The organism is Olivibacter sp. XZL3 (assembly GCF_004368405.1).
Classification (GTDB): Bacteria; Bacteroidota; Bacteroidia; order Sphingobacteriales; family Sphingobacteriaceae; genus Olivibacter.
Window position 1 is genome coordinate 63,873 of sequence record NZ_SBJH01000026.1, and the last position, 23,359, is coordinate 87,231.

Annotated in this window: 19 protein-coding genes; 7 read left to right on the forward strand and 12 right to left on the reverse strand. The window is 42.9% G+C overall.

Annotation, left to right across the window (positions count from 1 at the left end; translation table 11 throughout):
• Positions 1–17 precede the first annotated feature (17 nt).
• Both EPX21_RS06995 and EPX21_RS07000 read right to left on the reverse strand, forming a co-directional pair.
• Positions 18–2,204 carry a carboxy terminal-processing peptidase gene (locus EPX21_RS06995; protein ID WP_240768571.1) on the reverse strand — a complete coding sequence of 729 codons (2,187 nt, stop codon included), beginning with the start codon at positions 2,202–2,204 and terminating at the stop codon, positions 18–20.
• 153 nt (positions 2,205–2,357) lie between these two features.
• Positions 2,358–3,560, reverse strand: a complete 1,203-nt coding sequence (locus EPX21_RS07000; RefSeq protein ID WP_134088954.1) for a tetratricopeptide repeat protein — start codon at positions 3,558–3,560, stop codon at positions 2,358–2,360.
• Positions 3,561–3,718: 158 nt separating this feature from the next.
• On the opposite strand from EPX21_RS07000, the gene EPX21_RS07005 reads away from it, so the two are divergent.
• Positions 3,719–4,999, forward strand: coding sequence for a replication-associated recombination protein A (locus tag EPX21_RS07005; RefSeq protein ID WP_134088955.1), 1,281 nt, complete (start codon positions 3,719–3,721; stop codon positions 4,997–4,999).
• A gap of 19 nt (positions 5,000–5,018) precedes the next feature.
• Here EPX21_RS07005 and rnc read toward each other — a convergent pair whose 3' ends face one another.
• From rnc to EPX21_RS07020, 3 genes are all read right to left on the reverse strand, one after another.
• Entirely contained in the window at positions 5,019–5,750 is a 732-nt protein-coding gene (gene rnc / locus EPX21_RS07010; protein ID WP_134088956.1) for a ribonuclease III, read from the reverse strand.
• An 82-nt stretch (positions 5,751–5,832) separates the two neighbouring features.
• Positions 5,833–7,086 carry a beta-ketoacyl-ACP synthase II gene (gene fabF / locus EPX21_RS07015; protein WP_134088957.1) on the reverse strand — a complete coding sequence of 418 codons (1,254 nt, stop codon included), beginning with the start codon at positions 7,084–7,086 and terminating at the stop codon, positions 5,833–5,835.
• Positions 7,087–7,110: 24 nt separating this feature from the next.
• On the reverse strand, positions 7,111–7,347 hold the full coding sequence (locus EPX21_RS07020) for an acyl carrier protein (RefSeq protein ID WP_013664647.1): 237 nt from the start codon (positions 7,345–7,347) through the stop codon (positions 7,111–7,113).
• Positions 7,348–7,615: 268 nt separating this feature from the next.
• Here EPX21_RS07020 and EPX21_RS07025 point away from each other — a divergent pair, with 268 nt between their 5' ends.
• Together EPX21_RS07025 and pyk are read left to right on the forward strand one after the other, a co-directional pair.
• Positions 7,616–8,035 carry an IPExxxVDY family protein gene (locus EPX21_RS07025; protein ID WP_134088958.1) on the forward strand — a complete coding sequence of 140 codons (420 nt, stop codon included), beginning with the start codon at positions 7,616–7,618 and terminating at the stop codon, positions 8,033–8,035.
• A 190-nt stretch (positions 8,036–8,225) separates the two neighbouring features.
• Positions 8,226–9,656, forward strand: a complete 1,431-nt coding sequence (gene pyk, locus EPX21_RS07030) for a pyruvate kinase (protein WP_134088959.1) — start codon at positions 8,226–8,228, stop codon at positions 9,654–9,656.
• Positions 9,657–9,706: 50 nt separating this feature from the next.
• On the opposite strand, the gene EPX21_RS07035 is transcribed toward pyk, so the two are convergent.
• From EPX21_RS07035 to EPX21_RS07050, 4 genes are all read right to left on the reverse strand, one after another.
• Complete coding sequence (locus EPX21_RS07035) at positions 9,707–10,786, reverse strand: DUF4407 domain-containing protein (protein ID WP_134088960.1); 1,080 nt, start codon at positions 10,784–10,786, stop codon at positions 9,707–9,709.
• A gap of 13 nt (positions 10,787–10,799) precedes the next feature.
• Positions 10,800–12,116 carry a UDP-N-acetylmuramoyl-tripeptide--D-alanyl-D-alanine ligase gene (gene murF, locus EPX21_RS07040; protein ID WP_134088961.1) on the reverse strand — a complete coding sequence of 439 codons (1,317 nt, stop codon included), beginning with the start codon at positions 12,114–12,116 and terminating at the stop codon, positions 10,800–10,802.
• Between the two features lie 91 nt (positions 12,117–12,207).
• Positions 12,208–13,857, reverse strand: a complete 1,650-nt coding sequence (locus EPX21_RS07045) for a PspC domain-containing protein (protein ID WP_134088962.1) — start codon at positions 13,855–13,857, stop codon at positions 12,208–12,210.
• Positions 13,858–13,872: 15 nt separating this feature from the next.
• Positions 13,873–14,232, reverse strand: a complete 360-nt coding sequence (locus EPX21_RS07050) for a PadR family transcriptional regulator (protein WP_134088963.1) — start codon at positions 14,230–14,232, stop codon at positions 13,873–13,875.
• Between the two features lie 271 nt (positions 14,233–14,503).
• On the opposite strand from EPX21_RS07050, the gene EPX21_RS07055 reads away from it, so the two are divergent.
• The 4 genes from EPX21_RS07055 to EPX21_RS07070 are packed head-to-tail and all read left to right on the forward strand — an operon-like array spanning position 14,504 to position 19,163.
• Positions 14,504–15,667, forward strand: a complete 1,164-nt coding sequence (locus EPX21_RS07055; protein WP_134088964.1) for a galactokinase — start codon at positions 14,504–14,506, stop codon at positions 15,665–15,667.
• An 8-nt stretch (positions 15,668–15,675) separates the two neighbouring features.
• On the forward strand, positions 15,676–16,749 hold the full coding sequence (locus tag EPX21_RS07060; protein ID WP_134088965.1) for an aldose epimerase family protein: 1,074 nt from the start codon (positions 15,676–15,678) through the stop codon (positions 16,747–16,749).
• Positions 16,750–16,770: 21 nt separating this feature from the next.
• The gene (locus EPX21_RS07065; RefSeq protein WP_134088966.1) at positions 16,771–18,441 is read left to right on the forward strand and encodes a sodium/sugar symporter; all 1,671 of its coding nucleotides are present in this window, start codon (positions 16,771–16,773) and stop codon (positions 18,439–18,441) included.
• A gap of 50 nt (positions 18,442–18,491) precedes the next feature.
• Complete coding sequence (locus EPX21_RS07070; protein WP_134088967.1) at positions 18,492–19,163, forward strand: DUF2461 domain-containing protein; 672 nt, start codon at positions 18,492–18,494, stop codon at positions 19,161–19,163.
• Position 19,164: 1 nt separating this feature from the next.
• Here the strand turns inward: EPX21_RS07070 and EPX21_RS07075 are convergent, their stop codons facing one another.
• The 3 genes from EPX21_RS07075 to mfd are packed head-to-tail and all read right to left on the reverse strand — an operon-like array spanning position 19,165 to position 23,337.
• Positions 19,165–19,725 (reverse strand): NADPH-dependent FMN reductase, encoded by a 561-nt coding sequence (locus tag EPX21_RS07075; protein WP_134088968.1) that lies wholly within the window; start codon positions 19,723–19,725, stop codon positions 19,165–19,167.
• Positions 19,726–19,763: 38 nt separating this feature from the next.
• Entirely contained in the window at positions 19,764–19,994 is a 231-nt protein-coding gene (locus EPX21_RS07080) for a DUF3820 family protein (protein WP_134088969.1), read from the reverse strand.
• Positions 19,995–19,998: 4 nt separating this feature from the next.
• Positions 19,999–23,337 (reverse strand): transcription-repair coupling factor, encoded by a 3,339-nt coding sequence (gene mfd, locus EPX21_RS07085; protein ID WP_134088970.1) that lies wholly within the window; start codon positions 23,335–23,337, stop codon positions 19,999–20,001.
• Between the last annotated feature and the right edge of the window lie 22 nt (positions 23,338–23,359).

The window sequence follows — 23,359 nt, forward strand, 5'->3', positions numbered from 1 at the left end:
GAGGCGCCCCCTAGGCACTACCTTACCGCGGTGGCTGTCTTGCTATTAGCGGCCGGCTTCAACTCTATAAAATCAGCCATAATCTCCAGACTTTCGTCTTCAATAAAATCATTATCCATGCGTGGCAACGCTTCCCCCTTGGCTATTGCAGGCAAGCCTTTTAGTTGCCGACGGGCATTTACCCGCTCTCGGTTTTTTGCCTCCTGCTCTTCTCGTTCTTTCTTTAACTTCGCTTCCTGTAAAGATACCGCAGTTTCCCCTTCCCGCTTATTAAACGTCTCGATATCATCAAGGAGGTATTTATATTCCGTGGAGTTCTTCATACGCTCGTTGTGCTTTTCGATCAATGTAGGTTTAACAGCACTTAGATCGGCATAAGGCGTAAATGCAGACGATTTAATCTGATCCCAGGGCAGGGCCGCCTTTTCCGAACTCTCACCAAATTTATCGGCCGCATAAATCATTGGAAACTCAATATCCGGTGTAACTCCCTTATGCTGCGTGCTGCTCCCGTTTACTCGATAGAATTTAAACGTAGTAAAGTTAATCTGACCAAATTTAGGTGCTCCTTGCGGCATACTTTCGTCTACATTAGTCGGCTCGCTTGCCTTATCTCTTGCACTCAGCAACAACCTATCTGCTCTGCTAATAAATTGGTCCATTACTACCGCGCTTTGAACGGTTCCTTTACCGTACGACTGCGTTCCGATAATAATTCCCCGTCCATAATCTTGAATAGCGGCCGCGAATATTTCCGACGCAGAAGCGCTAAACCGGTCGATCATAACGCCCAACGGTCCTTCCCAACTAATACTTTCGTCTTCATCGTTGTTGATCTCCACGCGGTCGTTCGGATCTCTTACCTGCACAACCGGGCCGGATTTAATAAAAAGTCCCGTTAATTCAACGGCCTCTATCAAAGATCCTCCTCCATTGGCTCTTAAATCCATCAACACCCCGTCTACCTTCTCTTGCTTTAAGGTATCTAAAATTCGCCTTACGTCTCGTGTGGTACTTTTGTAGTCCGGATTCCCCGCTTGCATTTCTTTAAAGTTCAAATAAAAACCCGGCACCTTAATGACACCGATTCTATAAGTGCGTCCATCTGCTCCCTTTACTTCTTTTATCTCCTTTTTTGCAGACTGCTCTTCATCCACAATCTTGTCCCTCACCAGCGATATAATCTTCGGCTCCGAGGTCAGTTCTTGTCCGGCAGGAATCACTTTCAGCCGAACCGTAGTTCCTTTAGGTCCCTTTATTTTAGACACCACGTTGCCAAGTCGCCAACCAACTACATCCACAAATTCGCCATCGCCTTGCGCAACCGCGATAATCCGATCGTCTTGCTTGAGTGTCTTATCCCGAAACGCAGGGCCGCCGGGTACAATACGCATGACCTTTACCACCTCGTTGTCCATCATTAACTGAGCCCCAATCCCTTCGAATGAACGAGCCATGCTTTCATTGAATCGCTGCGCGTCTTCCGGTGTGAAATAGTTGGTATGCGGATCAATTGCACCTGTAAACGCGTTCATCATAATTTGAAAAGCATCGTAGTTATTAGACGTGTTTTCTTGTGAAAGCAAATTTTGATAGCGTTCCTTCAGCGTCTTTCTATTCTTTGCTTCTTCTCCCTCTTTTCCCGTGCTGCTCAATTTCAAGTTTAAGAGATCATACTTTATTCTCTTCTTCCAACTCTCTTTAGCCTCTGCCTCAGTTTTAAACCAGCCCAATTGCTCACGGTCGTAAACAAAGGACTCGTCCTTTGTAAAATCGTACTTATTATCGATCTGGGAGATAGCATACTTCAATTGCTCATTAAATCGCTTTCTATAAACGTTGTAAATATGAAACATCGCACTTAAATCGCCATTTTTCAAATCATTTAGCAACACTTTACGATAAGGCTCAAAACTATCAATATCTGATTGGAGAAAGTAATTCTTCCCTTGGTCAAGTCCCTTCAAATACAGATCGAACACGGCCGAAGACAGAGAATCATTAAAAGGAACCTTCTTGTAGTGCGCCTTCTCCAATAGGGCCACTAAGTCCTTCGTTATAATCTCTTGCTTGGCATTGGGCCGCAGAACGCCTGCACCTTCATCCAATTTAACGCGTGGATTAGCACTGCAAGCAACTGCTGCAGCAATAAACAACGCCAAAAACAATTTTTTCAACATCTCTTGGAATGATTTAATATCCATTATTTAAATATATACTTTCTTGGACGACGCCGTCGTCAAGGCTTTAAATTTATCAAAAAAAGAACCAAAAACGACATCGCTATGTCGCACAACGCTATTTCCCTTGTAAATCATATAATTTTTACATTTGTGCGATGCTTGTTCTTTTACGGGTTACCTTTGCATAGAAAAATGCTGCATCACTGTCATGGCACTTCCTACCCTAGGTGCCGACGCAACATCCTTTACACTGGCAGGGGGGAATAACCGGTTTTTAATATGCTGATATTCAGCTAGGTATTCGGCGGCTTTTTCGTAGTCTTTTGTTTGCAAATACATATCGCCTAAGTCGTCATAAATACGCAGCGTTAACATTTCATCACCGGCCTGCAAAGCGTAGGTAGCAGCAGATGTATAGTCACTGATCGCTAGATCATACTCTTTCAATATCTTTTTCACGTTCCCAAGGTGATATAAACTGTATGACAGGTCGCGCTGTTTATCGTTTGCCATCGATGCGACTTTCACCGCTTGCAGATGAAACCACCTAGATTCGGTATATCTTTCTTCCAACAAATAGACAGCCGCTAAACTATTGTAAGCACTCACGCGGCCGCTTATGTTTTTGTCCCGCTTATATAAGGGCAAAACTCGCTTTATAATATCGTGTTGCGCTTCTTTAAACTGCCCTTTTCTTGCCTTCAATAGTGCCAAATGCTCTAGAGCCACCGCTTCGTTATGAATATTCTTTGCTTTTAACGCCGCTTTATTCATACGTTCATAATACAGCAACGCTTTGTCTGTACTGTCCAAAAACTCGTATAAAGCCCCCAGATTGTTTGCGATAACCGCCTGTGCATTGAAATCGTCGATTTCGACTTTTATTGCCAGTGCCCTTTCGAAACTACCGATAGCCCTTTCGTATCCCTTATCCTCTACATACAGGACGGCTAGGCGATTTTGTAAATCAGACACCATCTCCATGTTTCCGAGCTGCAAATACGATTGTAAAGAGCGTTGAAGAGCTGCTTGTAAATCCGCCCTGTTGGCGGTGTTTATGGGGTTAGGAAGCGGTGGGGAATAGGGTCCTGTTTGCTGCAAAACCGATGCCAGCCCCCGTTCTTCTAAACTCTTCATGACAGACACGGCTGCCCTATGTTTCCGCTCATACTCTTCTTCGAGCAGTTGCTCCTTTGTCTTTTCGGGAGGGAGCTCATAATAAAATGGCCCTATGCCTGTAAACTCTTGCTTTTTCGATACAGTGTCTGCCAACACCCCTCCATCATCACTTGTTTTATCGGACGACTTGCTTTTTACACTTAATGAAATACCTAGAAACAAACAAGAAGCCAATATATATTTAAGCGTCTTTTGCACGTACACTGTTTTTATTTTTTTGCTATTATACAAACTTATATAAAATTGATTTGATTTGCAATTTTATGATAACCAAGGATTAACTGAACGACCTGAAATCAACGCAAATAAATCGCTATTGCTTTTCGACAAAAATAACAGTAGGTTTGCTAAAAATCATGGCAAATATTCCTCCTTTGGCCGAGCGAATGCGGCCAGATAACATAGACGATTATGTCGGCCAATATCACTTGTTAGGCCCCGATGCTGTATTAAGAAAATCAATAGAGGCTAACAATCTGCCGTCAATGATTCTTTGGGGACCTCCCGGAGTGGGAAAGACGACCTTAGCCCATATCATATCCAAGCGGTTAAATCGTCCGTTTTTCAGTCTGAGTGCAATCAACGCTGGCGTCAAAGACGTGAGAGAGGTAATAGAGCAAGCGAATCGGAGCAAAGCGATGTTTCAGGAGCAGCCTATTCTCTTTATTGACGAAATTCATCGTTTTTCCAAATCGCAACAAGACTCCTTATTAAATGCAGTAGAAAGAGGCTTGGTAACATTAATAGGAGCGACTACTGAAAATCCTTCTTTCGAAGTGATATCCGCATTGCTGTCGAGATGCCAGGTATATACCCTTAAGGCTTTAGCAGAAAATGATCTGCTAACCCTTCTGCAGAAAGCGATAGCCAACGACCCTGTGCTGAAAGAAAAAGAAATCATCATTGACGAGCATGAAGCCCTTTTTAGGATTTCGGGAGGGGACGCCAGAAAACTTCTCAATGTGTTAGAATTGGTCAGCAACGCACTTCCAAGTCACGCGCATCACATCAATAATGAATTTGTGCTCAAACAGGTTCAGCAAAATATGGCGCTGTACGATAAGGCCGGAGAGCAGCACTACGATATTATTTCTGCTTTTATAAAGTCGATTAGAGGGAGCGACCCAAATGCCGCCGTGTATTGGCTTGCACGGATGATTGAAGGAGGAGAGGATCCCTTGTTTATCGCGCGGCGATTGCTAATTTTGGCTTCCGAAGACATCGGCAATGCGAATCCGAACGCTTTATTACTTGCCAACAACTGTTTTCAAGCGGTTAATGTTATCGGATGGCCCGAGTCGAGAATTATCTTATCGCAGACCGTGACCTATATGGCTTCTTCGCCCAAAAGCAATGCCTCCTATGAAGCAATAAACCGTGCACAGGCCCTCGTTAAACAAACCGGCAACCTGTCTGTACCGCTGCATCTCCGAAATGCGCCGACAAAATTGATGAAAAATTTAGATTACGGAAAGGACTATAAATACGCGCATGCCTACGAAGGAAATTTCGTCAACCAAGAGTTTATGCCAAAAGAATTAAGCGGTCAACAGTTGTATAACCCCGGAAGTAACCCGGCCGAACAAAAACTACGGGAACATTTAAGAAAATTGTGGAGAGATAAATATGGATATTGAAAACCTTTGCACGTATCCGTTAAACAATACCAAGTGCTTCACAGGCTTTTTCTGCGGCTAACTTTTCTGCGTTCTTTTTATTGTAATCTCGCCCTGTGCCCCTAACTTCGCCAGAGATAATTGCCTCTACCGTAAATAACTTAGCACTTTCCCCTTCGGCATTATTGGTAACTTCAAAGAGCACCTCATTTCCGGTAGATTGGCACCATTCAATCAATCTGCTCTTAAAGTTGGTTTCCGTCTGCTCCAGCAAATGAATATCAACATGCGGCTTAATGATGCGGCTCAAAAGAAAGTTCCGCGTAAACAGGTATCCCTTGTCTAAATAAACCGCGCCGACTAGCGCCTCAAAAGCATCTCCTAATAAAGAGCTTGATTTGCCGGGATATCCCACCATCTTCGAATCGTATTGTATGAGTTCATCAAAACCAAGTTTTCTGGCCAACTGGTTTAGATGCACCCGACTTACAATCTTGGATCTCATCTCCGTCAAAAAACCTTCGTCTTTGTACGGATACATCTTGAATAGAAGCTCCGCAATCACCGCTCCCAAAATGGCATCACCCAAAAACTCCAAGCGCTCATTACTGTTTTTGGTACCCTTTTTTACTTGTATCGCAACCGACTTATGACGAAAGGCCATTTGGTAGAGATACAGATTTCCAGGTATAAATCCCAGTAAATTCTTTAACGCCCGGACGTATTTGCGTTTGGGCGAAAGATAGAGCTTATAAATGCTAAAAATAGACATTATTCATTTGGAAATTTTCAGTATTCCACAGATACCATCAACGAAGCGTTCAAAGAAGATACGTTTCTTAAGAGAAACGCATCTATTCTTCGTACTTTTTGAATATTACTGAAGCATTATGTCCACCAAAACCAAATGTATTACTTAAAGCATAGTTAACCGTCCGACTTTGCGGTTTATTAAACGTAAAGTTAAGTCGGCTATCTAAGTTCGGGTCATCGGTAAAGTGATTGATCGTTGGTGGTATAATACCATTGCGGATGGCCAAAATAGAGGCGATCGACTCCACCGCGCCGGCCGCACCTAACAAGTGCCCTGTCATGGATTTGGTTGAGCTGATATTAAGCGCATAGGCATGCTCGCCGAAATGGTCGAGAATTGCCTTCGATTCGCTTATATCTCCTACAGGTGTTGAAGTACCGTGTACATTAATATAATCGATATCTTCATTGGAAATATGTGCATCTCTTATCGCGTTGGTCATTGCTAAGCGCGCACCAAGACCCTCTGGATGAGAAGCCGTAATATGGTGTGCATCAGCACTCATGCCGCCTCCAATAAGTTCCGCATAAATTTTTGCTCCTCGCGCTTTTGCGTGCTCAAGGCTTTCCAGAACAATTGTTCCCGATCCTTCTCCAGCAACAAAGCCGTCCCGATCATTGTCAAACGGACGCGAGGCCGTTGAGGGGTCATCGTTGCGCGTGGAAAGCGCATGCATGGCATTGAATCCGCCAATACCCGCCTCATTGATAATCGCTTCCGACCCGCCGCTGATGATCACATCGGCATATCCTGTACGGATATAATTAAGGGAATCGATCAAGGCATGGGTTGAAGAGGCACAGGCAGACACGGTAGAGAAGTTCAACCCATGCAACCCATACTTCATAGATATATGTCCGGGACATATATCTAATATCATTTTCGGTATAAAAAAAGGATTGTATCTCGGTGTTCCGTCTCCCTTAGCAAAATTGCTTACTTCATCTAAAAAGGTTTTTAAACCTCCGATTCCCGACCCCCAAATTACACCGATACGATTTGTATTTAACTTGTCAAATTCTAACCCGGCGTCCCTTACAGCCTCTTCCGTAGAGGCTAGGGCGTAGTGAACAAATGGATCTAACTTACGAGCCTCCTTCCGATCCATAAATTGAGTAGGATCAAAGCCTTTTACTTCACACGCAAATCTCGTCTTGAATTTCTCTGCATCAAAATGCGTAATAGGAGCAGCTCCGCTTACCCCGTTGATCAAACCATTCCAATATTCAGAAACAGTATTACCAATAGGAGTAAGCGCACCTAATCCTGTTACTACTACTCTTTTAAGCTCCATTTATTCGATTGGCCTAATTTTTAGTTAGTTAACGTTTTTTTCTAAGTAAGCTACAGCTTGTCCAACAGTGCTGATGGTTTCAGCTTGGTCATCAGGGATAGCTACGTTGAATTCCTTTTCAAACTCCATGATCAACTCTACGGTGTCTAGTGAATCAGCACCTAAATCATTGGTGAATGAAGCCTCTGGTGTAACTTCATTTTCGTCAACACCTAATTTCTCAACGATAATTGCTTTAACTCTTGAAGCGATATCAGACATGATTTTTATGGTTTAATGTTTAATAAATCAGTGCAAAGAAAAATAAAATTCAGCAAAAATCAAACCTTTTTAAGTTTTAGCCCCAATTACTTTATATACCAGGTATTTTACCAACGGCAATTGCAGCCAACTTCAGCTAGAAAATTACTCCCTTTTGGCTCTTCGTGCCCTAAGTGTTCTTTATAACAATCGATTTTTCATTTTGTGTTAAGTATGTAGATTGCAATAAAATAGCAATTTATCTAAGTTTGCAACAAAGTATAGAAAATTGAACAAGCTGACGTTAAAATACGAATTGGATATCGATTTCAATTTAGTGGCCATTACCTGCCCCCTAAAGGATTACCGCCTTTGCTATTATATTAATAAAGTTACAGGGCTCGACCTTCACAAGATCGATGATCATGAGATTTGGCAGGATCCGCAACAGATTTTTTATTTTGGAAGGTATAACCACGAGGACATCAATAATGAAACCTCCTATTACCTTTTAAATAATAAAGGCATAGAAGGCGGAACGCTGATTCCTGAAATGAAAGTTACCGATTTCTTTCTCTTGGTGAAGAATGCGATTGACGAAGAGCTTTTAGTCTGGCAGATCAATCAGATAAATAATCTTAAGGATGTGGTGGTTGCCTCCGAAATAGATCCACACAAGTTGAAATCGAGAGAAAATTTAGTATTTTAGCTTGAGAATGATTTTCTTACCTTTGCCTGTGTAACTTTTACACTATTATAGAAAAAAGTAAGAAAAGTCTTCTCAGAGGGGAGAAATAACAATTAAAAGAACAAGAAAATTAACAACCATAAAAGAGCTTCTACTTGCCCTACAATCAAGGGCTTATAGGATGCTCTAAGCCATTAAAACTAGCAATAAAATGAAGAAAGTTCATAAGAGAACTAAAATTGTGGCCACTTTAGGCCCTGCCTCGTCGCCGAAAGAAATATTAAGCAGCTTAATTGAAAAAGGTGTAGATGTATGTCGTTTAAACTTTTCACATGGTAGCCAAGAAGACCATTTGAAGGTGATCAATACGATCAAAGAAATTAACGCTGAAAACAATCTGAATATTGGCATTTTAGCCGACTTACAGGGCCCCAAAATACGGATTGGAAAAATGAAAGAAGGCGGAGCTATTTTATTAAATGGTAAACAGCTACGTATTACGACAAAAGAAATGATAGGAAATGAAGACGAAATCTATATTACCTATCAGGAATTTCCAAAGGACGTTACAGAGGGCGAGATTATTTTATTAGATGATGGAAAGATCCAATTAAGGGTGCTGAACACCAACGGTATTGATACCGTAGCTTGTGAGGTAGTTCACGGCGGCGTGTTAACCTCAAGAAAGGGCGTCAATCTTCCCAACACGAAAGTATCCATCCCTAGTTTAACGGAAGAAGATTTAGACAACCTCCATTTCGTGCTCAATTATGATGTCGAATGGATCGGTATGTCCTTCGTTCGTACAGCTGAAGACATTCTTCTGTGCAAAAAAATAATCGCCGAACGAGGAAAAACGGCGCGGATTATCGCAAAAATAGAAAAGCCGGAAGCCATCGAGAATATAGACAGTATTATTGCCGCTACTGATGGTGTTATGGTTGCCAGGGGAGATCTCGGTGTTGAGATACCCATGGAGCAGGTGCCGTTATTGCAAAAAATGATCGTTCAGAAATGCCGCGATACTTCTAAGCCCGTTATTATTGCTACGCAGATGCTGGAAAGCATGATCACAACGCCTCGACCAACGCGAGCGGAAGTGAATGATGTGGCAAATTCCGTTTTGGATGGAGCAGACGCAGTCATGCTTAGTGGAGAAACGTCAGTAGGTGAGTTTCCTGAAATAGTGATCGAAACCATGACCAAGATTATTAAAAACGTAGAGAGCACCGCTTATCCCTACTCCTCTCCACGTAAGCCGGGCCACAATCCTTCTACCTCTATTCCGGATTCGATCTGCGCCTCATCTGTATACCTCGCACAGCAAGTGAAGGCAAAGGCCATTGTTGCGATGACGTCATCGGGATATACAGCATTCGAAATTTCAAGTCATAGACCGGACTCTGATATCCATATTTTTACAGGGAACAAAGCGCTTTTAAATACCTTAAGTTTGCTTTGGGGAGTAAAAGGATTCTATTATGACGGAGAGGAAAGTACGGATTCTTCCATCGCCGATGTAAATTCTCAACTAAAGGAAACGGGCCTTATTTCTTCCGGCGACCTCGTTGTTAATACGGCATCTATTCCAATCAGCGAGAAAGGTCGAACCAACATGATTAAGGTTTCAGAAATCAGATAAATGGCAGCTGCTCATTATTAATGCGTATTTGTTAGCGTTAATAATGAGCGCTATCCTAATTCGGCCTGTATCTTTTTTAGGTAAGCGTCTACTTTGATCGCTTGTGCACGGTCTAATAATTCCATCTCTATAGCCCTGTCTTTATCGGATCGGTAGACAAGTACAAACTCCTCATTATTTATTAAAGCGTCATAAGGCCCTTTTGCACTCATCAGTTTAACCAGCACGGGCAAACATTCGAAAAAAACAAACAACAGACTGATAAATGTAATTGCCCAGTAATTACTCTCATTTATTTCTCCCGTTTCACGATACTTTAATTGCTCGAGCGCCGCATTGCTGTCGGCAAACCCCGCAAGCTTTACCATACTGTCCAGCTGAATGGAAGTTAATAGCTTTTCATCATATAGGCCATCGGCCTGCTTCTTTCCATTTAGCGCACGTTCCTCCGCATCAATTCTCTTCTGCAAATCGACAGCCCTATTTTCCTGCGCTATTAAAGATTCTTCTTTCCTCTTCGCATAGGGTCCGTATCCCATTATCCCGGAAGTTTCTGTTGTCTTATTGCCAAATATCTCGAAGTTCAAATTTTTACGATCTTGCTTAATCGCTTCTGAGAGCACATTGAGTTCCAATTTGAGCTCCTGCAATTTGGCCAGCTCGTTCCCATACTTTTCGCTGAAGGTGCGGTTTTGCTTATTTATGCGCTGTATTTGTCCGTTTAGGTAATTTATTTTGAGTTGTTCTTTTATTTCTTTATCAAAGATCTTTAACTCTAAAGGCCTGGAAATTACAATTCCGATCAATATCGCCAATAGTAAGCGCGGCGTGGCCTGTAAAACTTGTTTGAAAGGAGAAGCGCTCTTATTGATCGTCGAAACGATGTAGCGATCCAGATTAAAAATAGCTAAGCCCCAAAGCGCACCGAAAACCAAAGAAGCGGAAAACGCATAAGCACTTCCACTAAAAACAAAATAAAGCGCATAACTTGCCGCCAAAGCGGCAAACAGGCCCGTAAAGAAGATCGTTGCGCCGATGCTAACATATTTGTTATGTTCTGAAGGCGTTTTTAACAAGGTAGGAATATGTGCCCCGCTACAAAACCAAAAAAGCTGCTTAATCCTCCTCATAATCATTTATTGCTTATAATAGTACTAACAAGCGCTCAAAGGCCATTCCTCTTGATGCTTTTAAAAGAACCGTACTGTTAACAAGTGGGTGCGACTGCAGGGCTTCTTTGGCAGCATCCAGGTTTTCATAATATTCCATATCGTCCCCGCCCGCCTGTTTCTGCTCAAAAAAGTTTTTGCCGACAAAAATTTTCCGATTAAGCGGCATCGCGTTAACCCGTTCAATGAGGCGTCGATGCTCTTGAGGCGCTTCTTCTCCCAACTCGAACATATCGCCCAATATAACTGCCTTTTCTCCGGCATCGAGGCTCTCTAAATTATCCAGAGCGGCCGACATACTGCTGGCGTTCGCGTTATAGTAATCACAAATGACCGTATTTTTTCCTGTTTCAGTTATTTGCGACCGGTTATTGCTTGGCTTATATGCCTCTATCCCCTTATTGATTTCGTCCGGCTTTAGTCCGAAATATAGACCCACCGCCACTGCCGCTAATACATTTTCAAGGTTATATGATCCTGTAAGATGGGTGAATACCGACTGGTTTTCGCACCCATAGGCCTTGAAACTGTCCCACCGTAGCGTTAACACCGGGTTGACGGCCAGCAACTCACCGCTCACACTGTTCGCTTTGTTCATGCCGTAGGTGATAATCTCCTTGAAGGTCTTGTTGTTAGCCATGGCTAATAAATGACTATTATCTCCCTGCAAAAACAAAACACCCTTATGCGCTTCTAACCAAACATACAATTCTCCCTTGGCTTGCTTCACCCCCTCGAAACTGCCGAATCCCTCTAAATGGGCTTTCCCGACATTCGTGATAAGTCCCAACCCGGGCTTTGCAATGCTGCACAAAAAAGCTATTTCTCCGATATGGTTGGCACCCATTTCTATAATGGCTACCTCCACGTCGGGTTTAATTGACAAAATGCTTAAGGGCACACCTATGTGATTATTTAGGTTGCCTTTTGTGGCGTATGTATTAAATTTTTGCGAGAGCACTGCGTGCAAAAGCTCTTTTGTTGTCGTCTTTCCGTTTGTCCCCGTAATGCCGATAAGAGGTATCCCTAACTGGTCACGATGGTATCTTGCTAAATTTTGTAAAGTTTCTAAAACGTCCGAAACCAATAGGACCTTGTCGTTTTCGGCCAACACCGGCTCATCTACAACAGCGAAGCTAGCCCCTAATGACAAAGCCTTTTCTGCAAACTGGTTCCCATTAAATGTAGTGCCCTTTAGTGCAAAAAAAATGGATCCCGGAAGAATATTTCGTGTATCGGTAGATATACTCGGATGTTTCTGAAAAAGCTGATAAAGTTTGGCAGTATCCATAAGTCTGTTTTTGGCACTAATTTACATATTTATAACGCACAGAAAAGGATCTCGCTTGCATTCGTCGCATAATGTGTTGCCCAATTTCCTCTCAATTCCCAGTGCGAATTGAATCCGCGGGAAGCGCATGCTCTTCTTCCGCCATTTCAGCAATACACTTGAGTCCTTCTTCGGTCATAATCCATTCCGTATAAGACGCCCGGTTCTCCTCCGAAAAATGCTCCCGGCATTGCCAAACGGGCAAATTTCGAATATGTCGGTCGGCGTCATTGCTTACGAATAATTTTGCACCTACCGGCAATAGCATCTTGATGCTTACGCGTTGATCGCGCATGAGCTCTCCCTTGGGCAAGGTTGAATTGTTATCAAATACAACGTGCTGTGCTTGCTGCTGAACATTATAAATGATGCGCTCGGCTCTTTTAGCGGCTAAATCGAAATTCTTACCGCTAGCGTGAAATTCCTGCACCAATTTTGCGGGCCCTTTGCCTTCTCCTTTGATAATACTGATGTCTACTGCGTTCATATTCCGAAGATTCCCTCTCTTGCGATTAGACTTTATAATGGTTCCCAAAGAGTCTAACGAATTGCCATTTGTGTCGACCTTCTTGATCACATTCACATCATTCACATCGAGGTAATAAGCGGGAAAAGGCGCCAACATACGCTCCTGCACGATGGAGGCGTCTTCCCGAAAGTCTTGCGTCGTTTGGATGGTATAATAAGAAAGGGTTCCTGCGGAGACCAACCAGAGGATGAGTAATCCAAAACCGACATAACTTCCTGCTATGCGCCTGTTAAACACAATGCGGATGGCAAGGATGATAAGGGCTAAGAGAGGAATGGCTAAACTGAAAAATGCCGCGACAATAATCGTGTTTTTATAGGCTTCCGGGACAAGATATATCGGAAAATCCGGATCGTAAAACCCGCCGAAGCCGTCTCCCGTCCAATCTGGAATTGCAAGAACTAAGCAAATCAGTAAGCCGATAATACCGGCGCTCAAACCAAAGATGACAAGCGCCCCGATAACTTTTAATAGGACGACAAAGGCCTTGGCAATAAAATTGGCAGCACCCTCCAAAGAGTCGGCAGCTTTATTTAGGCCGGGTTTGATTCTTTCCCCGGCCATCGTAAAATTTCCTCGGAGGCCCTCCATTTCCTCTTCGAAATTCCTTTTGAAATTCTGTAAGTTAGGCGCCTCGCCACGCATTGCCATGCGATCAGCACGCGTTTTGGCTATTGGCACCACAATCCAGAGTATGATGTACAGCAAAAACCCTGTTCCAGCAAAAACAAAAAGAAGAACCATTGCCAACCTAACCCACAGCGTTTCGATATCTAAATAGTGCCCTAAGCCCGAACAGACACCGCCAAATACTTTGTCGTCGGGATCTCGGTATAATTTACGAGCACCAGAATAACTCGAACCGTAATAGGTCGATTGCGAATAGTCGTAGGCTTCACCGGTGCTTTCGCTTTCAAAATCGCTCACCTTTCCCATCTGCGCACAAACCTCTTCCACGTCCTGCATAGTGATGACTTCTTTCTTTCCCGGAACAATCCGTTCGTTAAACATCTCTGCTATCCTATTTTCAATGTCGCCAACAATCTCTTTACTGTCTTCTGTATAAGCAAAATGCTTCTTTACATCGATCATGTACGACCGCAGGGCGTCATAAGCATCCTCTTCAATGTGAAAAACTATGCCGTTTATATTTATTATTATCGTTTTATTCATGGCTAATCAAATTTATTAAAGGTTGGTGTCTCTTTTCTCTTCTATATTTCTCGGCGAAGTAGAGGTCTGTACGGCAAACACGAGCTCGTTCCACGTTTCATCCAGGGCTTTCAGTACTTCCTCGCCAGCTGCAGTTATCTGGTAATATTTCCTTGGCGGCCCTGAATTGGATTCCTTCCAGATATAACTTAACAGCTCATTGTTTTTTAACCTGGTCAACAGAGGATATAGCGTACCCTCTACCACCAACAAGCGAGCTGCCTTGAGCTCATTGATGATATCTGAGGCGTATATTTCTCCCCGGGAAATAATCGACAGAATACAGTATTCGAGTATTCCCTTCCTCATTTGGGTTTGTGTATTTTCTACTATCATATAACAAAGATATATGTTTTAGTAGGTATTATGCAATACATAGTAGCTTGCAAAAGCACAAATAGTACATAACAGACTGTAAATCAAAACAAAAATATTTTTTCCGTTTTTTGACCAACTAGCTTGTAACCGGTTTTTGTACATGCAATTTCACAGATTATACCCAATATATCCACGGAGAATAGGCAAACAGTGTATTTTTAACACAATCCATTTGCTTTTTAATGTTTCATCCAATACATTTACAAACTAAATCTTTATAAACAAAAGCATGATTAAAGCTGCCAACCTAAAAAGATCATTTATCGAAAATTTTAGTCAAGAACCCTTAATTGTCCGCTCGCCTGGAAGAATTAACCTTATCGGAGAACATACCGACTATAATGAAGGCCTCGTTCTACCGGCAGCTATCAATAAAAATGTATACTTAGCCATTGCAAAAAACGGCACCGATAAAGTTCGTCTTTATGCTATTGATCTCTCCGACTCTTTTGAAACAACGCTGGATGCCATAAAAAAGACCGACAAATTGTGGCCCGACTATATTTTAGGAGTAATTGAACAATTGCAGTTAAACAATTACGCTATTACGGAAGGGATCGACATTGCATTTACAGGCGATATACCACAAGGAGCCGGCTTATCTTCCTCAGCAGCTCTTGAATGCGCTACCGCTTTTGCTTTAAGTACCGTTTTTAATCTTAATCTAGCGCAATTAGATATAGCGCTATTATCACAGGCCGCTGAAAACCAATTTGTCGGCGTAAACTGTGGTTTAATGGATCAATTCGCCAGCGTCTTTGGCAAAGAACAACATCTTATAAAATTAGACTGTGCAGACTACTCTTACGAGTATATACCTTTTAACACGACTGATATTAAAATTCTGCTGCTCGATACACAGGTGAAACACTCCTTAGCGTCCTCCGCCTATAACGAACGCCGAGAACAATGCGAAAAAGGCGTAGAACTCATCGCTAAGCATGAGCCTTCCGTTACGAGCTTAAGACACGCTTCGGAAGAAATGCTTCTCAAATACGTTAAGCCGATTGACGAAATTGTTTACAAAAGATGCAGCTATGTAGTAAGCGAAATTAGCCGACTTCAGCTTGCCTGTGAAGACTTAAAAAAGGACGATTTTACTGCCTTTGGAAAACGCATGTTCGAAACACATGAAGGCTTGGAAAAACAATATGAAGTGAGCTGTAAGGAACTTGACCTGCTGGTGCAATTGGTAAAAAACAACCCTTACGTTTTAGGAGCCCGTATGATGGGAGGGGGCTTTGGCGGATGTACGGTCAATCTTGTAAAAGCGGATCGGGCAGAGCAAGTTGCCGAGGAAGTTGCCGCAGCGTATAAGGAACAAACCGGAATAAATATTCCCTACTATATCGCTGAAATAAATTCTGGAACAACTGTCGTTCATTTAACTTAAAATATAACATGGCCAAGTATCAGCTTCCCTTACTTAAAGATTTTAAAAAGAAAGAAGGAGATAAGACCACTGCGCTTATTATATTAAAGAACAACCGGGGAATGCAGGTGGCACTAACGAACTATGGTGCCAGAATAGTCAGCCTCATCGTTCCGGATAAGGACGGTAACCTTGTCGACGTCGTTTTAGGCTTTAACACCATTAGCGATTACTTGCAAGCGGATGAGCCCTATCACGGCGCCACTATCGGACGCTATGCGAACCGGATAAGTAGAGGAGCCTTTGCACTCGATGGACACGAATACCACGTTGCCCCGAACAACGGCCCTAATGCCTTGCATGGAGGGAATCAGGGCTTCCATACGAAAATCTGGGATCGAAGACTCAACAATCCAAATCAGGTAACATTCTATTATACCTCTCCGGACGGCGAAGAAGGCTTTCCAGGCCAGTTAACGGTATCCGTCGATTACATCCTTACAGACAACAACGAGCTTCAAATAAGCTATCGTGCCAAGAGTGATAAGGATACCATTATCAACCTGACCAACCATGCTTACTTTAACCTTAACGGAGAGGGAACAGGTACGATCGTTGATCATGTGGTTGAACTCGCTGCTGACGCTTTTCTTCCTATTGACGCTGTTCAGATCCCATTGGGAGAGGTCCGATCGGTAATCGGTACCCCTTTTGATTTTCGTGAGCCGAAACGAATATCGGCCGACATAGCGAAAGAGGATGAGCAACTTAAGAGGGGAGGATATGGCTATGACCATACCTTCGTTTTGACTAAAAACAACGCAGATAAGAACCCTGTCGTGGCATCCGCTTATGCCGAGAAAAGTGGCATTAAGCTTCAGCTACTTACAACGGAGCCCGGTATACAGTTTTATACCGGAAACGCGCTTACGGGCAAAGACATAGGGAAAACGGGGAATCACTATTCACGACAAGACGCATTCTGTTTTGAAACGCAGCATTTTCCCGATGCGCCGAACCAACCGCAATTCCCTTCAACGCTGCTAAAAGCAGAGCAAGCGTTTCAGTCACAAACCATTTATCGATTTAATGTGCTAAAATAAAATCACCATAAAAAAAGGCCAATGAAAACCTTACACACAACCGATTATTTTGTCTTTCTTTTTTATTTTTTGATCGTAGCGCTCTACGGCTACTGGGTATACCAAAGAAAGAAGTCGCTCACTGCCGATTCCAAAGACTACTTCCTTGCAGAAGGCTCCTTAACTTGGTGGGCAATTGGAGCTTCTTTAATTGCTTCTAATATTTCCGCAGAACAGTTTATAGGAATGAGCGGCTCCGGATTTAAAATGGGCTTAGCGATTGCAGCTTATGAATGGATGGCCGCTATAACACTTATTATTGTGGGCATCTTCTTCATTCCGGTATATCTTAAAAACAAGATATACACGATGCCGCAATTTCTCAACCAGCGTTATAACAGTACCGTCAGTATCGTCATGGCTGTCTTTTGGCTATTGCTATACGTCGTTGTTAACCTGACTTCCATTTTGTATTTAGGGGCCTTGGCGGTATCCAGTATTTCGGGGATAAATTTCACTGTTTGTATCTTCGCGCTTGCCATATTCGCTATTATCATTACGCTGGGCGGAATGAAAGTGATTGGTTTTACCGATGTCATCCAAGTGTTCTTCCTCATTCTCGGCGGATTGGCTACCACTTACATCGCGCTGAACTTAGTTGCCGATCATTTTGGCGTACAAGGGGCCTTGAACGGCTTAGGACTTATGTATGAGAAAGCTCCCGACCACTTTGAGATGATTTTCGGAAAAGACAATGAGAACTACCTTGATTTACCGGGTCTCTCCGTACTGATTGGTGGCCTGTGGATTGTAAACCTCAACTACTGGGGATGCAACCAGTATATCACGCAGCGCGCCTTAGGCGCCGATTTGAAAACGGCAAGGGGCGGTTTGTTGTTTGCGGCAGGACTGAAGCTGCTAATGCCCGTTATCGTGGTCCTTCCTGGAATAGCTGCTTATATATTATACAAAGAAGGATACTTTCAGGAGGAGATGATTCAAGATGGAAGCGTAAATCCCGACCACGCCTATCCTGTGCTATTAAACTTATTGCCAACAGGCTTGAAGGGATTGTCTTTCGCAGCACTCACAGCAGCAGTTGTGGCATCCCTTGCTGGTAAAGCCAATAGTATCGCTACCATATTTTCATTAGACGTTTACAAGAAAATCTTCAATACGGAAGCTTCTGAAAAAAAGTTGGTCAATGTTGGTAAAACAACCATTATTGTGTCCATGCTCTTGGCTATTGTGATTTCTCCTTACCTCGGGATAGATAAAAAGGGTGGCTTCCAGTACATTCAGGAGTATACCGGTTTTGTGTCGCCTGGCATTTTTGCCATGTTTATCCTCGGCTTCTTCTGGAAAAAAGCAACCTCCTCTGCGGCAATGTTTGCAACCGTTGGTGGTTTTATCCTCTCAGTTATTTTTAAATTTTTGCCGAATATAATGGATTTATCCTTTTTGGCTCCCCTTGGCTTTGCTGTCGAGAATGCGGAAGGCATTTACGAAATTCCATTTCTTGATCGTATGGCTTTTGTTTTCGTCATCTGTATCGCCGCGATGTTCTTCATCAGTATTGCCGAAAATAAGCGTGGTGTGAAGCCGAAGGGCTTAGAAGTGGACACCACTATGTTCAAGGTACATACCGGCTTTGCCGTCGGATCCCTCCTAATAGTAGGGGTAGTTGCTGCCTTGTATCTATTATTTTGGTAATTGCTTATCTTTGCTACGGGATGAATCCCGTAGCAAAAACTTTTAGTGTAATGCATATTTATCCGTCTACCTTCAATTTTTTAGCCAACTTAAAGGAAAACAACAATAGAGAATGGTTCCAGGAAAACAGAGCGGAGTATGACTCGGCCCATCAAAACGTAAAAGACTTCGTAGCCGCATGTATTACCGCCCTGTCGAAAATAGACCTTTATATTAGCGAAGACATTCCCGTTTCTAAATGCCTTTTCAGAATTTACCGGGATACGCGCTTTAGTAAAGACAAAACGCCTTACAAAAACTGGTTCGGTGCGGGTATTTCAGTTGCCGGACGAAAACTAAACGGCCCTGAATATTATTTGCATATAGAACCCGGCAACTCCTTTATTGCTGGTGGATATTGGCGCCCCGAGAAGGATCATCTCGCGTCTATCCGACAGGAAATTGATTATAATGGCGATCAATTTAGGCAGATTATCAGTTCGCCAAATTTTACTGCTCTGTGCGTTTTAAACGACGATGATAAACTAAAAAAGGCTCCGGCCGGTTATGATCCGAGTCATCCGGATATCGAATTTCTTAAACTAAAAAGCTTCACGGCGAGTAGCGCTTTAAGTGATGCTGAGCTTTCCGCAGGCGACGAGGCAATCAAACGCTTATCAGACTTCGCCGAAGCCATGTACGACTTCAAATTATTTCTGCACCAAGCGTTGGGACACGAATAAATTACTGACGGAATTCCTTTAGCGTCTCATGTAGCTTCTGAAGTTGAACAAACATCGCTTCCGCCGCTTTTTCATTGGCTTCGGTTGCAGCAAATCCACCTCCCTCATTTAGCTGTTTTGTAAAATTGGCTAATAATAGGCCATCAAAGGCGAACATCTGCAACGTATTTGTAACCTGTTTGAGCTGTTGTATTGCCCGGGTACCGCCAGCAACCCCACCGTAGCCCACCATGGCGACTGGCTTATACGCCCATTCTTTAAACAGGAAATCTAAGGCATTCTTTAGCGGTGCAGGCATGCCATGATTGTATTCTGGTGTAACAAATATAAAGGCGTCCGCAGCGCTGATTTTTGCGCTCCAATCTTTGGTATGTTGATGTGTATATTGCTGCATCCTGGGATGAACAGGCTCATCCATAAAAGGTAAATTGACCTGCTTAAGGTCTATTAGCTCGGTCTCGAACGCGGTATACTTTTTTGCTACCTCAAACACCCAATTAGCTACGGCCGGCCCTTTTCTGCCTTCTCTTGTACTTCCTAAAATAATCTTTAACTGAATCATACGCTTGTTATATATTTAATCTATAACAACCCGAGAAGTTATTTGTTGAACTTTTCGTTTTCCAGAGGAGACAGTAAACCTTCCAGTCCATTTAATTTAATCTCATACATCGTGGCTAGTAATATACCCAGCTTTCCTTTCGGAAAGCCTTGGTTTCGAAACCAGATGAGATAGCTTTCCGGCAAGCGCGATATAGGCCAATCCTTATATTTTCCATAAGGCATCTTATAAACGACTAGTTCTTTAAGGATTTCTTTATTGGGCTCCATTCTCTTAATTAACTAGTTCCTGAAGAAGCGTAACGGCCTCGTCAACACTCTGGATCCTTTCAAAACCGATGCGCAAACTTCCTTTCACTTCTTTTAAATTACAGATAGAAGGATTCGCCTGAACGAACTGCAAAATCTTTCCAAAACGTTCGCTTTCGAAATAGGGCGACTTTTTATTACTGATAAAGTATCCCCGTAATACGTTTTTCTTATAGGAGATTTTCTCAAAGCCGATCTCTTTTCCTAACCATTGTAAGCGAAGGGTATTCAATAGTTCTTTTACCGGATGCGGCACAGGGCCGAACCGATCAGCCAGTTCCTGCTCAAAAGAAGCGATCTCTTCTTCCGTCTTCAAAGACGCCATCTGATTATATAAATTATAGCGCTCGCCAACATTGGTAACGTAAGAATCTGGAATATACACCTCTAAGTCGGTATCGATTTGCGTAAAGTTAACGTATACGCGGGATTTCTCCTCCTTAAACAGGCCTTCAAATTCATCATCTTTCAATTCCTGAATAGCTTCGTCTAAAATCTTATGATACATTTCGAAACCGATCTCGGCAATAAATCCGCTTTGCTCGGCACCCAACAAATTGCCACTTCCACGAATATCCAAATCCCTCATCGCCACGTTGAAGCCACTTCCTAACTCACTAAACTCTTCGATGGCACTAAGCCGTTTGCGGGCCTCCGGCGTAAGGGTAGACAGGGGGGGCGACAATAGATAACAAAAAGCTTTTTTATTGGACCGACCAACTCTTCCCCGCATTTGGTGTAAATCGCTCAGACCGAACATATGGGCATGGTTTATAATAATGGTATTCGCATTTGGGATATCTAAGCCTGCCTCAATAATTGTAGTTGCAACCAATACATCAAACTCGTGATTTATAAATTTGAGCATCACATCCTCTAATGCGTCCCCTTCTAATTGTCCATGAGCAATCCCGCACCGCGCTTGGGGCACCAGCCTCGCAATCATTCCTCCCAACTGAGGAAGATCCTGCACGCGGTTATGAATAAAGAAAATCTGCCCGCCTCTATTGATTTCATAAGCAACCGCTTCCTGTATCAATTTCTCGTTAAATACATGCAATTCTGTTTGTACGGGTTGACGATTAGGCGGCGGGGTACTGATGATACTCAAGTCGCGCGCCCCCATAAGTGAAAAGTGAAGAGTCCGAGGAATGGGCGTCGCGGTGAGCGTCAATGTATCCACATTAACCCGCAATTGCTTGAGCTTTTCTTTCACACCGACGCCGAATTTCTGTTCCTCATCAATAATCAGTAAGCCAAGATCTTTAAACTTTACGTCTTTACTTACTAATCGATGCGTTCCGATAACGATATCTATCTCGCCTTCGGAAAGCCTTTTCAGTGTATCTTTAATTTGTTTGGCGGTTTTGAATCGATTGATATAATCGATATTGCAAGGGAAACCCTTTAACCGTTCGGAGAATGTACGGTGATGTTGTAAAGCCAAAATGGTTGTGGGAACAAGGACGGCCACTTGCTTACTATCGGCAACCGCTTTAAAGGCCGCTCTTACGGCCACTTCTGTTTTACCGAAGCCAACATCGCCGCAAACCAGTCTATCCATCGGATGAGGGGCCTCCATATCACGTTTTACGTCACCGGTGGCCTTCTCTTGATCCGGCGTATCTTCATAAATAAAAGAGGCCTCCAATTCGTTTTGTAAATAGGTATCGGGACTAAAGGCATTACCGGTTTGTGCCTTTCGCTGCGCATAAAGCTTAATCAGATCCCGGGCAATATCCTTAACTTTTTTTTTAGTGGTCTTCTTAAGTTTATCCCAGGTATCGGTTCCCAGCTTGTTCATTTTGGGAGCAGTTCCCTCTTTGCCTGAATATTTACTAATCCGGTTTAAGGAGTTTATATTGACATACAGTAAATCATTGTCCGCATAAACTAACCGAATCATCTCTTGCATTTTGCCATTAACTTCTACTTTCTCCAAGCCGGCATACTTTCCTATTCCATGGTCAATATGCGTAATATAATCTCCGGGTTTAAGATCCCGTAGCTCTTTTAATGTAATGGCCTGTGATTTAGCATAACCCTTTTTATGCTTGTATTTGTAATAACGATCAAAGATTTGATGGTCGGTATAGCATGCCAATTTAAGCTCCTCGTCGCTGAAGCCTTCCCGTAAAGCAATACTGATAGGAACGAACTTGGCGGTCTTGTCTAAATCTTCCAGAATAGCAAAAAGACGTTCGATCTGTTTAGAAGAATCGCTAAAAATGTAATTAGCGATTTTTTTGCCCTCATTTTCTTTGATATTATGGATGAGCAAACCAAAATCTTTATTGAAAGACGGTTGGGGCCGCTGTGCGAAATGTATTTGATGGTCAGAATTGTAGAAGAATTGCTTACCAAATTCTATTAAGGGAAAGTCCTGAAACAGGTTGGCAAGCATCTTCTCATCACTGAAGCTGAACCGGGGGTCGATCCATTCCGGATTGTGCTCTTTATCCTGCGCAGAAAGTGCCGACCACAACTTAGTAGCGTTTTTGTATCCGTTCTGGACAATGTCCAACGTAAACTGAACGTCTTTCAGCCAAATCACTGCATCGTCATCAATATACTCTAATAGGGAAATATTGTTTTCTGTAAGAAACTTGGCCTGCACATTGGGAACAATGGTTACCGTATGCATTTTATTAACCGAAAGCTGATTTTCAATATCAAAAGTCCGAATACTTTCTACCAGATTCCCGAAGAACTCGATCCGATAGGGCAAATCATTTGAAAATGAAAAGATATCAACAATGCCCCCGCGCACCGCGAACTGTCCTGGCTCATAAACGAAGTCGACCCGTTCAAAGTCATACTCAATTAAAAACTCATTAATGAAATCAATATCCAGCTTCGCATTGACAGCAATCTCCAAGGTATTCTTGCTCAGCTCGTCTCTGTTGATCACCTTTTCGGCCAACGCTTCCGGGTAGGTAACCACCAGCTTAGGCAGTTCGGAGATGTGATTGAGTGTGTTCAGCGTTTCCGCTCGTTGCAGGACATGCGCACTATCCGCTTGGGTGAAATCAAAGGGCTTTCTATAAGATGAGGGAAAGAAAAGCACCTGCTTATCCAACAGCCCCTCCAAGTCGCTTAAAAAAAAGGCTGCTTCCTCATAGTCGGGCAGTACAAAAACAAAAGGCCTTTCTTGAAGTTGGTAGCTGGCAACAGCCACAAAAGCGTCTGCCGATCCGATCAACCCTTTTAACTGAACCTTAGGCTTGCCTTCCTGAATCGCCTTCGTCAGCGATACCACTCCTTTATGTTCTTGATATTGTTGTAAAATTTCCTTTGTTGTCACCGTAATAAATTAAGAATAAGCA

Excerpts from the sequence above, each read along its gene's own strand:
- EPX21_RS07060 (WP_134088965.1), top strand. The coding sequence starts at position 15,676 with ATGGCCAAGTATCAGCTTCCCTTACTTAAAGATTTTAAAAAGAAAGAA.
- murF (WP_134088961.1), bottom strand. The coding sequence starts at position 12,116 with ATGGATACTGCCAAACTTTATCAGCTTTTTCAGAAACATCCGAGTATA.
- EPX21_RS07065 (WP_134088966.1), top strand. The coding sequence starts at position 16,771 with ATGAAAACCTTACACACAACCGATTATTTTGTCTTTCTTTTTTATTTT.
- EPX21_RS07005 (WP_134088955.1), top strand. The coding sequence starts at position 3,719 with ATGGCAAATATTCCTCCTTTGGCCGAGCGAATGCGGCCAGATAACATA.
- EPX21_RS07050 (WP_134088963.1), bottom strand. The coding sequence starts at position 14,232 with ATGATAGTAGAAAATACACAAACCCAAATGAGGAAGGGAATACTCGAA.
- EPX21_RS06995 (WP_240768571.1), bottom strand. The coding sequence starts at position 2,204 with ATGGATATTAAATCATTCCAAGAGATGTTGAAAAAATTGTTTTTGGCG.
- EPX21_RS07045 (WP_134088962.1), bottom strand. The coding sequence starts at position 13,857 with ATGAATAAAACGATAATAATAAATATAAACGGCATAGTTTTTCACATT.
- rnc (WP_134088956.1), bottom strand. The coding sequence starts at position 5,750 with ATGTCTATTTTTAGCATTTATAAGCTCTATCTTTCGCCCAAACGCAAA.
- EPX21_RS07035 (WP_134088960.1), bottom strand. The coding sequence starts at position 10,786 with ATGAGGAGGATTAAGCAGCTTTTTTGGTTTTGTAGCGGGGCACATATT.
- pyk (WP_134088959.1), top strand. The coding sequence starts at position 8,226 with ATGAAGAAAGTTCATAAGAGAACTAAAATTGTGGCCACTTTAGGCCCT.
- fabF (WP_134088957.1), bottom strand. The coding sequence starts at position 7,086 with ATGGAGCTTAAAAGAGTAGTAGTAACAGGATTAGGTGCGCTTACTCCT.
- EPX21_RS07070 (WP_134088967.1), top strand. The coding sequence starts at position 18,492 with ATGCATATTTATCCGTCTACCTTCAATTTTTTAGCCAACTTAAAGGAA.
- EPX21_RS07080 (WP_134088969.1), bottom strand. The coding sequence starts at position 19,994 with ATGGAGCCCAATAAAGAAATCCTTAAAGAACTAGTCGTTTATAAGATG.
- EPX21_RS07075 (WP_134088968.1), bottom strand. The coding sequence starts at position 19,725 with ATGATTCAGTTAAAGATTATTTTAGGAAGTACAAGAGAAGGCAGAAAA.
- EPX21_RS07020 (WP_013664647.1), bottom strand. The coding sequence starts at position 7,347 with ATGTCTGATATCGCTTCAAGAGTTAAAGCAATTATCGTTGAGAAATTA.
- EPX21_RS07055 (WP_134088964.1), top strand. The coding sequence starts at position 14,504 with ATGATTAAAGCTGCCAACCTAAAAAGATCATTTATCGAAAATTTTAGT.